11 protein-coding genes and 1 pseudogene are annotated in these 13,279 nt (G+C 69.5%); 10 read left to right on the top strand and 2 right to left on the bottom strand.

What is annotated here, in order from left to right; translation table 11 throughout:
* The 6 genes and pseudogenes from Q8S40_RS07025 to Q8S40_RS07000 all read left to right on the top strand — a co-directional run.
* Positions 1-446 (top strand): annotated as a pseudogene (locus Q8S40_RS07025) (histone deacetylase family protein); the annotation flags it as partial.
* 76 nt (positions 447-522) lie between these two features.
* Positions 523-774 carry an exodeoxyribonuclease VII small subunit gene (locus Q8S40_RS07020; protein WP_304808233.1) on the top strand — a complete coding sequence of 84 codons (252 nt, stop codon included), beginning with the start codon at positions 523-525 and terminating at the stop codon, positions 772-774.
* Between the two features lie 17 nt (positions 775-791).
* The gene (locus Q8S40_RS07015; protein WP_304808243.1) at positions 792-1,685 is read left to right on the top strand and encodes a polyprenyl synthetase family protein; all 894 of its coding nucleotides are present in this window, start codon (positions 792-794) and stop codon (positions 1,683-1,685) included.
* A gap of 5 nt (positions 1,686-1,690) precedes the next feature.
* Positions 1,691-3,613, top strand: coding sequence for a 1-deoxy-D-xylulose-5-phosphate synthase (gene dxs / locus Q8S40_RS07010; RefSeq protein WP_305669811.1), 1,923 nt, complete (start codon positions 1,691-1,693; stop codon positions 3,611-3,613).
* Positions 3,613-4,749, top strand: a complete 1,137-nt coding sequence (locus tag Q8S40_RS07005) for a mandelate racemase/muconate lactonizing enzyme family protein (RefSeq protein WP_305669810.1) — start codon at positions 3,613-3,615, stop codon at positions 4,747-4,749. Before dxs ends, Q8S40_RS07005 begins: the two co-directional genes overlap by 1 nt.
* Positions 4,749-5,492, top strand: coding sequence for a TlyA family RNA methyltransferase (locus tag Q8S40_RS07000; protein WP_305669809.1), 744 nt, complete (start codon positions 4,749-4,751; stop codon positions 5,490-5,492). Before Q8S40_RS07005 ends, Q8S40_RS07000 begins: the two co-directional genes overlap by 1 nt.
* Before the next feature lie 16 nt (positions 5,493-5,508).
* Here Q8S40_RS07000 and Q8S40_RS06995 read toward each other — a convergent pair whose 3' ends face one another.
* Both Q8S40_RS06995 and Q8S40_RS06990 read right to left on the bottom strand, forming a co-directional pair.
* On the bottom strand, positions 5,509-5,691 hold the full coding sequence (locus tag Q8S40_RS06995) for a hypothetical protein (protein ID WP_304808227.1): 183 nt from the start codon (positions 5,689-5,691) through the stop codon (positions 5,509-5,511).
* 163 nt (positions 5,692-5,854) lie between these two features.
* Positions 5,855-7,348 (bottom strand): class I adenylate-forming enzyme family protein, encoded by a 1,494-nt coding sequence (locus Q8S40_RS06990; protein ID WP_305669808.1) that lies wholly within the window; start codon positions 7,346-7,348, stop codon positions 5,855-5,857.
* On the opposite strand from Q8S40_RS06990, the gene Q8S40_RS06985 reads away from it, so the two are divergent.
* From Q8S40_RS06985 to Q8S40_RS06970, 4 genes are all read left to right on the top strand, one after another.
* Complete coding sequence (locus Q8S40_RS06985) at positions 7,347-8,120, top strand: enoyl-CoA hydratase/isomerase family protein (RefSeq protein ID WP_305669807.1); 774 nt, start codon at positions 7,347-7,349, stop codon at positions 8,118-8,120. The two genes, Q8S40_RS06990 and Q8S40_RS06985, sit on opposite strands and share 2 nt — an antisense overlap.
* A gap of 34 nt (positions 8,121-8,154) precedes the next feature.
* A complete protein-coding gene (locus tag Q8S40_RS06980; RefSeq protein WP_305669806.1) occupies positions 8,155-9,711 on the top strand; it encodes an ABC transporter substrate-binding protein in 1,557 nt (518 codons plus the stop codon).
* Between the two features lies 1 nt (position 9,712).
* Positions 9,713-11,548: a CocE/NonD family hydrolase gene (locus tag Q8S40_RS06975; protein WP_305669805.1), complete on the top strand. Its 1,836-nt coding sequence runs from the start codon at positions 9,713-9,715 to the stop codon at positions 11,546-11,548.
* Positions 11,549-11,626: 78 nt separating this feature from the next.
* Positions 11,627-13,225 carry an ABC transporter substrate-binding protein gene (locus tag Q8S40_RS06970; protein ID WP_305669804.1) on the top strand — a complete coding sequence of 533 codons (1,599 nt, stop codon included), beginning with the start codon at positions 11,627-11,629 and terminating at the stop codon, positions 13,223-13,225.
* The last annotated feature ends 54 nt before the right edge of the window (positions 13,226-13,279 follow it).

Here is a 13,279-nt window from a genome sequence, read left to right as displayed (position 1 = left end):
TCGACGTGCATCACGGCAACGGCACGCAGGCCTGCTTCGAGGCCGAGGCCACCCTGTTCTATGCCAGCAGCCACCAGTCGCCCTGCTATCCCGGCACCGGCGATGCGCGTGAGACCGGCGTCGGCAACATCTTCAACGCCACCCTGCCGCCCGGCGCCGATGGCGCCGCCTTCCGCGCCGCCTGGCGGGATGCACTGTTGCCCGCGCTTGACAGTTTTACCCCCGACCTCATCGTCGTGTCCGCCGGATTTGACGCCCATGCCAGCGACCCGCTGGCGCAGCTTCGGGTGCGGGAGGCGGATTTCACCTGGCTGACGCAGGAACTCTGTGCCCTGGCGGACCGGCATTGTGCCGGGCGGCTGGTGAGCCTGCTGGAAGGCGGCTACGACCTGGAGGCGCTGGCCCTGTCCACCGCGGCCCATGTGCGGGCCTTGATGCGCGCCTGATGGCGGGTTTTACAGTCAGCTCCCGCCCGGCTACGCCCGGCTGCGAAATTTTTCCTTCCCATGGAAGACAAGTCTGATGTCAACTCAGCCTGACACGGCAAGGCCCGTTGCCTCCCTTTCCTTCGAGGAGGCGCTGGCGGAGCTGGAGGGGATTGTGAAAGACCTGGAATCGGGCAAGGGCAAGCTGGAGGAAGCGGTGGCAGCCTATGAACGCGGCGCCCAATTGCGCCGCCATTGCGAGGCGAAGTTGGCGGAGGCGGAGGCGAAGGTGCAGGCCATCGTCGAATCGCCCCCCGGCACCGCCACCAGCCTGCGTGACATGGCCTGATGCTGGACAGCGCCCCGATGTCCTCGCTGCAGGCCGCGCTGGCCCAGGCCGCCGCCGAGATCGACACCGCCCTCGACCATATCCTGCCCCCCGCCGAAGGGCCGGAAGCGCCGCTGCTGGAGGCGATGCGCTATGCCGTGATCGGCGGCGGCAAGCGGCTGCGCGGCTTTCTGGTGCTGGAAGGGGCGCGGCAATTCGGCGTCTCCCGCCAGGCGGCGCTGCGCGTCGCGGCGGCCATCGAGATGCTGCACGCCTATTCGCTGGTGCATGACGACCTGCCCGCGATGGATGATGACGACCTGCGTCGCGGCAAGCCCACGGTCCACAAGGCCTTCGACGAGGCCACCGCCATCATCGCCGGCGATGCCCTGCAGGCGATGGCCTTCGGCACGCTGGCGGATGAGGAGACGCACGCCGATACCGCCGTGCGGATCGAGCTGGTGCGCTGTCTGGCCAAGGCGGCCGGCGCGCGCGGCATGTGCGGCGGGCAGATGCTGGACATGCTGGCCGAAGCCGCGGCCGAACCGCTGGATGAGGTGCAGGTCGGAAGGCTGCAATTGCTGAAGACCGGCAGGCTGATCGAATTCGCCGCGGAAGCCGGCGCCATCCTTGGCAAGGCACCCTCCGCCCAGCGCCATGCTCTCGCCGCCTTCGGGCGCGATATCGGCGCGGCGTTCCAGATCGCGGATGATCTACTGGACGCGACCGCCAGCGCGGCGGAAACCGGCAAGCGCACCGGCAAGGATGCGGAAGCCGGCAAGGCGACGTTGCTCGGCCTGCTGGGGCTCGATCGGGCCCGGATGCAGGCGGAACGGTTGGTGGCCCAGGCCCGAGACCACCTGGACAGCTTCGGTGAGCGTGCCGACCTGTTGCGGGACCTGGCTGCCTACACCATCGAGAGGAAGAGCTGACAACCATGGCGCCCCCCGTGACTCCCCTGCTCGATCGCGTCCGCACTCCGGCCGATCTCCGCAACTATTCGGGGGAGCAGCTCAAGCAGTTGGCGGAGGAGTTGCGCGCCGAGACGATCGACGCCGTCAGCCAGACCGGCGGGCATCTGGGCGCGTCGCTCGGCGTGGTGGAACTGACCGTCGCGGTGCATGCCGTGTTCGAAACGCCGCGCGACCGGCTGATCTGGGATGTCGGCCACCAGGCCTATCCGCACAAGATCCTGACCGGCCGCCGCGACCGCATCCGCACGCTGCGGGTGGAAGGCGGGCTGTCCGGCTTCACCCGGCGGTCGGAATCCGAATACGATCCGTTCGGCGCGGCGCATTCCTCCACCTCGATCTCCGCCGGCCTCGGCATGGCGATGGCCCGCGAGCTGAAGGGCGATGACCGGCATGTGATCGCGGTGATCGGCGATGGCTCGATGTCCGCCGGCATGGCCTATGAGGCGATGAACAATGCCGGCGCGGCCAAGGCGCGGCTGATCGTCATCCTGAACGACAACGACATGTCGATCGCGCCCCCGGTGGGCGCCATGTCGGCCTATCTGTCCAGGCTGATCTCGTCCCGCCCGTTCCTGTCCGTGCGCGACCTGATGGGCCGCCTGGCCAAGCGCTTCCCCCGCCCGATCGAGCGCACCGCGCGCCGGGCCGAGGAATTCGCCCGCGGCCTGCTGACCGGCGGCACGCTGTTCGAGGAGATGGGCTTCTACTACGTCGGCCCGATCGACGGGCACGACCTGGACCATCTGCTGCCGGTGCTGCGGAACCTGCGCGATGCGGAGGAAGACCAGCCGATCCTGCTGCATGTCGTGACGCAGAAGGGCAAGGGCTACGCCCCGGCCGAGGAAAGCGCGGACAAGTATCACGGCGTCCAGAAGTTCAACGTCATCACCGGCGAACAGGCCAAGGCCCCGCCCGGCCCGCCCAGCTACACCAAGGTTTTCTCCAATGCCCTGATCGCGGAGGCCGATGCCGATGAGCGCGTCGTCTCGATCAACGCGGCCATGCCCGCCGGCACCGGGCTGGATGCATTCGCGAAAAAATACCCGAAGCGCTGCTTCGACGTGGGCATCGCCGAACAGCACGCCGTCACCTTCGCCGCCGGCATGGCGACGGAGGGGCTGAAGCCCTTCGTGGCGATCTATTCCACCTTCCTGCAGCGCGCCTATGACCAGGTGGTGCATGACGTGGCGCTGCAATCGCTGCCGGTGCGCTTCGCCATGGACCGCGCCGGTCTGGTGGGGGCGGATGGCGCCACCCATGCCGGCAGCTTCGACATCGCCTATCTCGGCTGCCTGCCGAACATGGTGCTGATGGCCGCGGCGGACGAGGTGGAGCTGATGCACATGGTGGCCACCGCCGCGCAGATCGACGACCGGCCGAGCGGCTTCCGCTATCCGCGCGGCGAGGGCACGGGCCTGGCGCTGCCGGCGCGCGGCACCCCGCTGGAACTCGGCCGCGGGCGCGTGCTGCGGGAGGGTAATTCGGTCGCCATCCTGTCCTATGGCGCGCGCTTGGCGGAATGCATGAAGGCGGCGGATGAGCTGGCGGCGCAGGGCCTGTCCTGCACCGTGGCCGATGCCCGCTTCGCCAAACCGCTGGACACCGCCCTGGTGGAGCAATTGGCCCGGCACCATGAGGTGCTGATCACCATCGAGGAAGGCTCCGTCGGCGGCTTCGGCAGCCTGGTCGCCCACCACCTGCTGTGGAAGGGGCTGCTGGATGGGCAGACGAAGTTCCGGCCGATGGTGCTGCCGGATATCTTCATCGACCACGCCGCGCCGAAGGTGCAGTACGACCACGCCGGGCTGAATGCGCGCCATATCGTGGCGGCCGCGCAGGCCGCGCTGGGCATGGAGCACGCCAAGGCCGAGCCGGCGCGCGCCTGATGCGCGCCACGCGCATCCGCTCCGTCACGCCGCATGTGCTGATGGCGGATCTCGCGGAACCCTTCGCCTATTCCCAGGCCTGGTACCGCCGCCGCGGCGCCATGCTGGTGGAGGTGGTGACGGAGGACGGCATCGTGGGCTGGGGCGAGGCTTTCGGCCCGCCGGAGCTGACCGCGCCGATCTGCACCTGGCTCGCCCCCCTGCTGGTCGGCCAGGACGCCATGGCGCGGGAGGCGCTGTGGCAGACGATGTACAACCGGCTGCGCGACCACGGCCAGCGCGGCCTGGTGATCGAGGCGATCAGCGCGCTCGACATCGCGTTGTGGGACATTGCCGGCCAGGCGCTCGGCCTGCCGGTGCACAGGCTGCTGGGCGGCCCGCTGCGGTGCGAGGTGCAGGCCTATGCCACCGGCTTCTACCGCCGCGAACGCCAGGACCATCTGGGCTATCTGACGGAGGAGGCGGAGGCGCGGCTGGAGGAAGGTTTCTCCATCCTGAAGCTGAAGACCGGCTGGGGCCTGGCGGAGGATATCGCGCTGACCCGCGATTTCCGCCACGCCATCGGCCCGAATATCGGCCTGCTCGTCGATTGCAACCACGCCTATGACGTGCCGGCTGCCATCGCCTTCGGCCGCGCCGTCGCCGATTGCGACATCGGCTGGTTTGAGGAACCAGTGCAGCCGGAGGACCTCGACGGCTATCTGGAGGTCAAGCGCGGCCAGCCAATCCCGGTCGCGGGCGGCGAGGCGAGCTTCACCCGCTGGGGCTTCCGGGACATGATCACCCGCCGCGTGGCGGATATCCTGCAGCCGGATGTGGCTGCCTGTGGCGGCATTTCCGAACTGAAGAAGATCGCCGACATGGCGAATGCCTTCGGCGTGCGGATCAACCCGCATGTCTGGGGCACCGGCGTGGCGCTCGCGGCATCCCTGCATTTGCTGGCGGTGATCCCGGATAATCCCCCCGGCCTGTTCCCCCGCCCGCCGCTGCTGGAGCTGGACCGGTCGCCGCATCCGGTGCGCGATGCGCTGCTGGCCGAGCCGATCGGCTTCGCCGGCGGTGTGGTGCAGGTGCCGCAGGGGCCGGGGCTCGGCATCACCGTGGATCGTGCCGCCCTCAAACGCTTCGCCGCCTGATGGGCGCGACCCCGAAGCAGCGCGCGGACCAGGCCCTGGTGGATCGGGGCCTGGCGGAAAGCCGCACGCGGGCGCAGGCGCTGATCCTGGCCGGCAAGGTGTTCTCCGGCGAGGCGCGGGTCAGCAAGGCCGGCGACGTGATCAAGGAAGGCCAGCCGCTGGAAGTGCGCGGCCAGGACCATCCCTGGGTGTCCCGTGGCGGGGTGAAGCTGGCGCATGCGATCGCGCATTTCCGGCTGGATTGCGCCGGGATCATCGCGCTGGATGTCGGCGCCTCCACCGGCGGCTTCACCGATGTGCTGCTGCATCAGGGCGCCGCGAAGGTCTATGCCGTGGATGTCGGGCACGGCCAGCTGGCGTGGAAGCTGCGGAATGACCCGCGCGTGGTGGTGATGGAGCGGACCAATGCCCGCTACATCGACACGACCAACATTCCCGAAGCGCCGGGCGCCGTGGTCTGCGATGCCAGCTTCATCGGCCTGCGCACCGTGCTGCCCGCCGCGCTGTCACTGGCCGCGCCGGGCGCCTGGGCGGTGGCACTGATCAAGCCGCAATTCGAGGTGGGGCCGAATGTCGCCAAGGGCGGCGTGGTGCGGGATGCGCGGGTGCATGACAGTGTCTGCGCCGGCATCCGCCACTGGTGGGGCGCATTGCCCGGCTGGCGGGTGCTGGGCGTCGAGGCCAGCCCGCTGCTCGGGCCGGAGGGCAACCGCGAATTCCTGATCGCGGCGCGGAAGGCCTGAGCGAACCCTGCCGCCACTACGCCGCGCGCGTTGCCGAACCCATGCCGCCGGACCGGGCCGGGGCGATGGCCGAGGAGACGGTCTGCCGGCTGATCTCCGCCAGAAGCGCCCAGACCTTGTGGGGGTCCATGCGGGTTTCCGGGTCATTCAGCAGGCGGTCCAATTCCGCCATCTTCTGGTCCAGTTCACGCTCGGTCATCGATTGCATTCCTGCGGATGGCAGCGCGCATGCGGCACTGCGGCATGATGGCAGGAACGTGCTGCGCCAGGCTCGGGTTGCTCCGCCCTCTCCCATCACGATCGCGCGATAGCGGGATAATGCATGAGAACGGCTATCTGTTGTTAAGTTTCTCGCCCAGCGGTCAGGCGCGTGTGTCGAGGCCATCCCCCAGGCCAGCGGGCAGCGCAAATTTCTGAATCCGCTGGCTCGGCGTGCGCGGGAATTCCTGCACCAGCGCCAGGTAGCGGGGGCGTTGATACCGCGCGAGGCGCGGGGCGAGCCAGGCGTCGAAGGCGGCGAGGTCCAGCGTGGCGCCCGCGCGGGGTTGCAGGAACAGCTTGATCTCCTGTTCCCCGATCTCGGCGGCGACGCCGATCATGGCGCAATCGGCCACGTCCGGGTGCTGGGCGGCGATGCTCTCCACCTCCCACGCAGCCACATTCTCCCCTCGCACCCGCACGCTGTCGGTCATGCGGCCGTGGAAGAACAGGTTTCCCGCGGCATCGAGGCTGCCGGAATCGCCGGTATGCAACGCCCCGTCGCGCAGCGCCCTGGCCGTCGCCTCCGGATTGTCGAGGTAGCCCTGGGTCAGCGCCAGCCTTTCCCGGGCGCGGACCACGATCTCGCCCCGCACGCCTGGCGGCAGGGGCTGGCCTGCCGCATCCACCACCGAAACCTCGAACCACGGCATGGCGCGGCCGACGGAGCCCGGCGTGCCATCCGCGTTGAAGCTGGAGAAGGAGGACGCCTCCGTCATGCCGTAGCATTCGCGCAGTGCCACGCCGAAGCGCGCCTGCACCTGCGGCCACAGCTCCGCCGGGCAGCCGCCGCCCCAGGCGATGCGGAGGGCATGCGCGCGCTCCGCCGGGCTCGGGTCCTGCTTCAGCAGGATCTGCAATATGCCGCCCAGATAGTGCAGATGCGTGGCCCGCGCCGCGATGACATCCGCCCAGAAGCGGCTGGCGCTGAAGCGCGGCACCAGGTGCAGAACGGCGCGCCTCAGCAGCGGCAGCACCACCATCTGCACGCCGCCGATATGGTGCAGCGGTTCCCACATGAACATCACGTCGCCATCGCGCGCATTCGCCACCAGCGCGACGCCTTCGCCGGCCAGGCGCAGCATGCGGTGGGACACGCGCACGCCCTTCGGCGGGCCGGTGGTGCCGGAGGTGGTGCAGATGGCGAAATCATCCGCCGCCGTGGGGGGCGCCTCGTGGAACCCACCGGGCGCGCGCAGCCCCGCTTCCTCACCCTCCCGCAGCACCAGTCTGGGCTGGGTCAGGGACAGGATGTGCTGCAAGCCGGTCTCGCTGAGCTGCGGGTTCAGCGGCACCCAGGCGATGCCGGCCTTGGCCATGGCGAAGATCAGCGTGAGCGATTCCAGCGTATTCGGCAGTACCGCCGCCACGCGGTCGCCCCGCGCCACGCCGCGCGCGCGCAGCCCGGCGGCCAGCGCATCGCTCTCCGCATCCAGCGCCGCCAGCGTCAGCTCTGCCTCCGCCGTGCGGGCAAAGACCCGCTCCGGCTCCGCCGCCACCGCCGCCCGCAGCAATTCGAGAAAACCCTCGGCCACTTTGATCGCATCCTGATTGCGGCTATCCGCCTGGGTAACGCCGCCATCAGGCAGGAGCAACATGTCCGAGACCGCCGAAGACCATGTGCTGGCCAGCACCGAATCCGGCCTCCGCATCATCACCCTGAACCGCCCGAAGCGCCTGAATGCCTGGGACGCGCCGATGCGTGCGCGGCTGCTGTCCCTGCTGGCCGATGCGGCGGCGGAGGATGATGTGCAGGCCGTGGTTCTCACCGGTGCGGGCGAACGCGCCTTCTGCGCCGGCCAGGATCTGAACGAGGGCAAGAATTTCGATGGCGACCGCGCCGAGGGCTGGATCGAGGAATGGCGCGCGCTCTACGGCGCCATTCGTGCCTTCGACAAGCCGATGGTCTGCGCGCTGAATGGCCTGGCCGCCGGCTCCGCCTTCCAGGTCGCGCTGCTGTGCGACATCCGCGTGGGACATGCCGGGTCGAAGATGGGCCAGCCGGAGATCAATTCCGGCATCGTCAGCGCCACCGGCTTCTGGATCATCCGCGAGATGCTCGGCCTGTCGCGTGCCACCGAACTGGTGCTGACCGGCCGCATGATGGAGGCGGAGGAATGCCACCGCCTCGGCCTGCTGCATCATCTGGTGCCGGCGGATGCGGTGCGCGCCACCGCGCTGCGCATCGCGGGTGAACTGGCCGCCAAGCCGAAGCTCGCCTTCCGCCTGAACAAGCAGCGATTCCGGGAAGTAACGCAACCCGGCTTCGACGATACCTTCGCCGCCGCCCGCCGCCTGCACCGGGAGGCGTTCAGCGATGGTGCTTCCCAACAGGTGATGCAGCGCTTCCTGGACCGTTCGCAGGGCTGATCCTAGGCTGCCCGCTTCCGCGGGAGTTCCACCCATGCGCCGCCTGCCCCTTCTGCTTGCCGCCCTGGCTTTCGGCCTTCCCGCCATGGCGCAGGAGGCGCGGATCGCGATCCAGACGGAGACCTCCTCGATCGACCCGCATTTCGCCCTGGTCGGCGCCAACCAGGCGGTGGCGCGGCACATGTTCGAGGCGCTGGTCGCCTCCGACCGGGACCTGAAGCCGGTGGCGGGGCTGACCGAATTCTCCAACCCGGAGCCGGATGTGTGGGAATTTCGCATCCGCCCCGATGCGCGCTTCCACGATGGCAGCCCGGTGACGGCGGAGGATGTGCGCTTCTCGCTGGAGCGCATGCCGAAGGTGCCAAACAGCCCGGCGCCCTTCATTCGCCTCGCCGGCAGCGTCAGCGCCATCGAGATCGTCGATGCGCGCACCATCCGCCTGCGCTCCCGCGGGCCGGACCCCTCGATCCCGCTGAATGCGATGACCGCCTGGATCGTCTCCGCGCGCGTCGCGGCGGATGCGACCACGGCGGATTTCAACAGCGGCCGCGCCGCCGTGGGCTCCGGCCCCTGGCGCTTCGTGGAATGGCAGCGCGGCCAGGCGCTGCGGCTGGCGCGGCATGATGGCTATTGGGGGGAAAAACCGGCCTTCGCCACCGCGACCATTCGCCCGGTGGCGAATGACGCGGCCCGCATGGCCGCCCTGCTGGCCGGCGATGCCGATCTGATCGAGGCGGTGCCGCCCGGCGAGATCGCGCGGCTGCGGGCGCGGCCGGAAGTGCGGGTCACCTCCTCCCCCTCCTCCCGCATGATCTATCTCGGGCTGGACCAGGCGAATGATCCATCCCCCTACGTGACCGCGCGGGATGGCAGCGCCTTGCCGGCCAATCCGCTGAAGGATGTGCGGGTGCGCCAGGCGCTGTCCATCGCCATCAACCGCGCGGCCATCGTGGACCGCGTGCTGTCCGGCGCGGCGCGGCCCACCGGGCAATTGGCGGTACAGGGCCAGCTGGGCTTCGACCCATCGCTGCCGGTGCCGGATTTCGATGCCGCCGCGGCGCGCCGCCTGCTGGCGGAGGCCGGCTTCCCGCAGGGCTTCCGCATCACGCTGCATTCGCCCAACAACCGCTATGTCGAGGATGACAAGACGGCGCAGGCGGTGGCGCAGTTCTGGGCGCGCATCGGGCTCGATGCGCGGGTGGAGGTGATGCCCTCCAACATGTTCTTCACCCGCGCCGGGCGGCGCGAATTTTCGGCGTTTCTGATCGGCTTCGGGCACACCACCGGGGATGCCTGGCTCGGCATGTCCCAGGTGCTGCACAGCTTCGACCGGGACCGCGGCCTCGGCGGCCTCAATCGTGGGCGCTATGCCAGTGCGGAATTCGATGCGGTGATGGGGGAGGCGCGGACCGTGGTGGATGTGGCGCGGCGGGATGCGCTGCTGCGCCAGGCGCAGCAGATCGCGGCGCGCGATGCCGGGATCATCCCGCTGCATTTCCCGGATAATGTCTGGGCGCACCGGGCGGAGTTCACCTATTCGGGCGGCGTCGAGGAAAGCACGCTGGCGCATCACCTGACTCCGGCGCGCTGAGATGCGCGGCATCGAGGCGATGGTGCCCTGCCGGGATGGCGTGCGCCTGGCCACCGATGCCTGGCTGCCGGAGGGTGACGGCCCCTGGCCCGTCATCCTGGAACGCACACCCTACGGCAAGCGCGAAACCTCCCGCTCCGAACGTAGCGCGGCGGAGCCGGAGCCTTGGACGCGGGAGGCCATGGCCGGATACTTCGTCCGGCACGGCTACGCGGTGGTCTATCAGGATTGCCGCGGCCGCTACGGCAGCGAGGGCGAATTCATCAAGTATCTGTCCGATGGCGAGGACGGATACGATTGCTGCGCCTGGATCGTGGCACAGCCCTGGTGCAATGGCCGCATCGGCACGATGGGGCTGAGCTATGCCGCCCACACCCAGGCGGCGCTGGGCTGCCTCGACCCGCCGGGGCTTGCCGTGCAGATCCTCGATTCCGGCGGCTTCTCCGACGCCTGGCAGGGCGGCATCCGCCGCGGCGGCGCCTTCGAGCTGAAACAGGCAAGCTGGGCCTTCAACCAGGCCCGCCTGGCGCCGGAGACCAAGGCGGACCCGGTGCGCGCGGCCGCCCTGGCGGCGGAGGATCTGGTGGCGTGGTTCCACCGCTTTCCCTGGAAGCGCGGCCATTCCCCGGTGCGCCACGCGCCGGATTACGAGGACTACCTGTTCGAGCAATGGGAACACGGCGCGCGGGACGAATACTGGCAGCGCCTCGGCATCTATGCGCGCGGCTGGCACGACCGCTACGCGGCGGTGCCGACCGTGCACATGTCGTCCTGGTACGACCCCTATCCGCGCACCGCGACCGAGAATTTCTGCGGGCTGCGCGATGCCGGGCGCGGCACGCCTTCGCTGATCCTCGGGCCCTGGACGCATGGCAACCGCAGCGAGACGGCGTTCGGGGAGGTGGAATTCGGGCCTGACGCGACGCTCGATTCCTGGGCCGGCGACTGGCGCGCCTTCCGGCTGCGGGTCTTCGATCGCTGGCTGAAGGATGCGCCGAACGGGGTGGAGGCGGACCCCGCGGTGCGGGTCTTCGTCATGGGTGGCGGCAGCGGACGGCGCACGGAAAAGGGCCTGCTGGACCACGGCGGGCGCTGGCGCAGCGGCGCCGATTGGCCGCTGCCCGGCACGCGGATCGTGCCCTTCCACCTGCATGCCGATGGCAGCCTGGCGGAAGCCGCGCCCGATGCCGGAAGCGCGCCGCTATCCTGGGATGCCGACCCGCGCCACCCGGTGCCGACCATCGGCGGTGCCATCACCTCCATGGAACCCGTCATCACCGGCGGGCCGATGGATCAGCGGGAGAGGCCCGGGCATTTCGGCTGCCGCGCACCCTTCCTGCCACTGGCCTCGCGCGCCGATGTGCTGGTGTTCCAGACCCCGCCGCTTGAGCAGGATGTGGAGGTGATCGGCCCGGTCACCGCGCGGCTTTGGGTGGCGAGTGATGCGCCGGATACGGACATCACGGCCAAGCTTATCGATGTGCACCCCGCTAGCGCGGATTTCCCGCAGGGCTTCGCGATGAACCTGTGCGAGGGCATCCTGCGCTGCCGCTACCGCGACGACCCCGCCAACCCGCACCCGATGGTGCCCGGGGAGCCCACCGCCATCACGGTGGAGCTGTTCCCCACCGCCAACCGCTTCCTGGCCGGGCACCGGATCCGGCTCGACATCGCCGCCAGCGAATTCCCCCATTACGACATCAACCCGCAGACCGGGGAGGCGGAGGGCGCGGCGCGTCGGATGCGGGTGGCGGTGAACACGCTGTTCGTGGATGCGGAACACCCGTCCCACCTGCTGCTGCCGCTGGCGCCGCCGGAACAGGCGATGCTGCGATGAGGCAGCCCTGATGCGCTGGACAGAATGCCTGCGGCCTAGGCATCCTGCCGCCCTGCCAAGACAGGGAACAAAGGCACAATGTTGCGTACAAACACCCGCATGACGCTGCGCGGCGCCCTCGGCGCGCTGGCGCTCGGTGCGCTGATCACCGGCCCGATGCTGGCCGCCATGCCCGCCGCGCAGGCCGCCACCTTCACCTGGGCGACCGCCAACGACATCCTGGGCCTCGACCCGCACGCCAACAACCATGGCGTCACCAACGCCATGAAGTCCAACGTCTATGAGCCGCTGGTACGGCGGGAGCCGGATGGCTCACTCTCCCCGGCGCTCGCCGAACGCTGGGAAATGACCTCGCCCACCACCTGGCGCTTCCATCTGCGCCGCAACGTGAAGTTCCATGGCGGCGAGGCCTTCACGGCGGCCGATGTGGTGCATGCGGCGGAGCGTGTGAAGCAGAACGACATGGCCTATGTCGTGCAGTCCGTCGCCGCTGTGCGCGCCATCGACGACCATACGGTGGAATTCGAGACGCGCGGCCCGAACCCGATCCTGCTGCAGGATCTGACGCTGTTCTTCATCACCTCCAAGGCCTGGATCGAAGCGAACAACGCCATGGCCGTGGCGCGCGCCGGCCAGCCGGGTGCGACCAGCACCTTCCCGCAGCTCAACGCCAATGGCACCGGCCCCTTCCGCGTGGCGGAGCGCCTGGCCGATGAACGCACCGTGCTGGTGCCGAACCCGGATTGGTGGGACCAGGCGCAGCACGGCATCACCCGCGCCGTGTTCCGCCCGGTGGCCAGCGCGCCGACCCGCGTCGCCGCGATCCTGTCGCGCGAACTGGACGCGATGTACCATGTGCCGTTGCAGGACGTGCCGCGCGTGTCCCAGGCGCAGGGCCTGCGGCTGATCCAGGGCCCGACGGCGCGCACCATCTACTTCGCCTTCGACGTGAACCGCGCCGAGAACGCCGATGCGCCGGGCACGCCGAACCCGCTGCGCGACGTGCGCGTGCGCCGCGCCATGTACCAGGCGATCGACATGGGCACGATCACCCGCGTGATCCTGCGCAACGCCACCGTCGCCTCCGGCCTGCCGATCGGCACCGCCATCAGCGGCTTTGTCGAGGCGCAGAACCAGCGCCTGCCCTTCGATGCCGCCGCCTCGCGCCGCCTGCTGACGGAAGCCGGCTTCCCGAACGGCTTCCCGATCACGCTGAGCTGCCCGAACAACCGCTATGTGAATGACGAGGCGATCTGCCAGGCCGCCGTGGGCATGTTGCAGCGCGTCGGCATCCAGGCGCGGCTCGAGAGCATTCCCTTCGGCCGCTTCCTGCAGCGCGGTGCGAACAAGGAATACATGTTCTACCTGCTCGGCTGGACGCCCGGGAATTTCGACATCACCAATCCGGGCCGCGAATTGCTGGGCGAGGGGTCGTTCAACTGGGGCGGCTTCCAGGATGACCGCATGGCCGAATTGCTGCGCCAGATCGCGGTGGAGACGGACCAGGCGAAGCGGCAGGAATTGGCGGGCCAGTACTGGGCGCGCTTCCAGGAATTGCTGCCGATGATCCCGCTGCACCAGGAACCGCAGATCTTCGCCGTGCGCGACACGGTGGCGGAACTGCCGCTGCGGGCGAATGAGGATCTGGAACTGCGCCACGTCCGCATGCGCCGCTGATCCGCACCCCGCCGCCAGCACCCGGCTGGCGGCATCTTGGCGGGCACCGGCAGG

Origin of the sequence: Falsiroseomonas sp. (assembly GCF_030695085.1) — a bacterium.
GTDB lineage: Bacteria > Pseudomonadota > Alphaproteobacteria > Acetobacterales > Acetobacteraceae > Falsiroseomonas.
This window is presented reverse-complemented; position numbering and strand designations above follow the sequence as displayed.

Coding starts and splice junctions, on each gene's coding strand:
- Q8S40_RS07020 (WP_304808233.1), top strand. CDS start 523: ATGTCAACTCAGCCTGACACGGCAAGGCCCGTTGCCTCCCTTTCCTTC.
- Q8S40_RS07015 (WP_304808243.1), top strand. CDS start 792: ATGTCCTCGCTGCAGGCCGCGCTGGCCCAGGCCGCCGCCGAGATCGAC.
- dxs (WP_305669811.1), top strand. CDS start 1,691: ATGGCGCCCCCCGTGACTCCCCTGCTCGATCGCGTCCGCACTCCGGCC.
- Q8S40_RS07005 (WP_305669810.1), top strand. CDS start 3,613: ATGCGCGCCACGCGCATCCGCTCCGTCACGCCGCATGTGCTGATGGCG.
- Q8S40_RS07000 (WP_305669809.1), top strand. CDS start 4,749: ATGGGCGCGACCCCGAAGCAGCGCGCGGACCAGGCCCTGGTGGATCGG.
- Q8S40_RS06995 (WP_304808227.1), bottom strand. CDS start 5,691: ATGACCGAGCGTGAACTGGACCAGAAGATGGCGGAATTGGACCGCCTG.
- Q8S40_RS06985 (WP_305669807.1), top strand. CDS start 7,347: ATGTCCGAGACCGCCGAAGACCATGTGCTGGCCAGCACCGAATCCGGC.
- Q8S40_RS06990 (WP_305669808.1), bottom strand. CDS start 7,348: ATGTTGCTCCTGCCTGATGGCGGCGTTACCCAGGCGGATAGCCGCAAT.
- Q8S40_RS06980 (WP_305669806.1), top strand. CDS start 8,155: ATGCGCCGCCTGCCCCTTCTGCTTGCCGCCCTGGCTTTCGGCCTTCCC.
- Q8S40_RS06975 (WP_305669805.1), top strand. CDS start 9,713: ATGCGCGGCATCGAGGCGATGGTGCCCTGCCGGGATGGCGTGCGCCTG.
- Q8S40_RS06970 (WP_305669804.1), top strand. CDS start 11,627: ATGTTGCGTACAAACACCCGCATGACGCTGCGCGGCGCCCTCGGCGCG.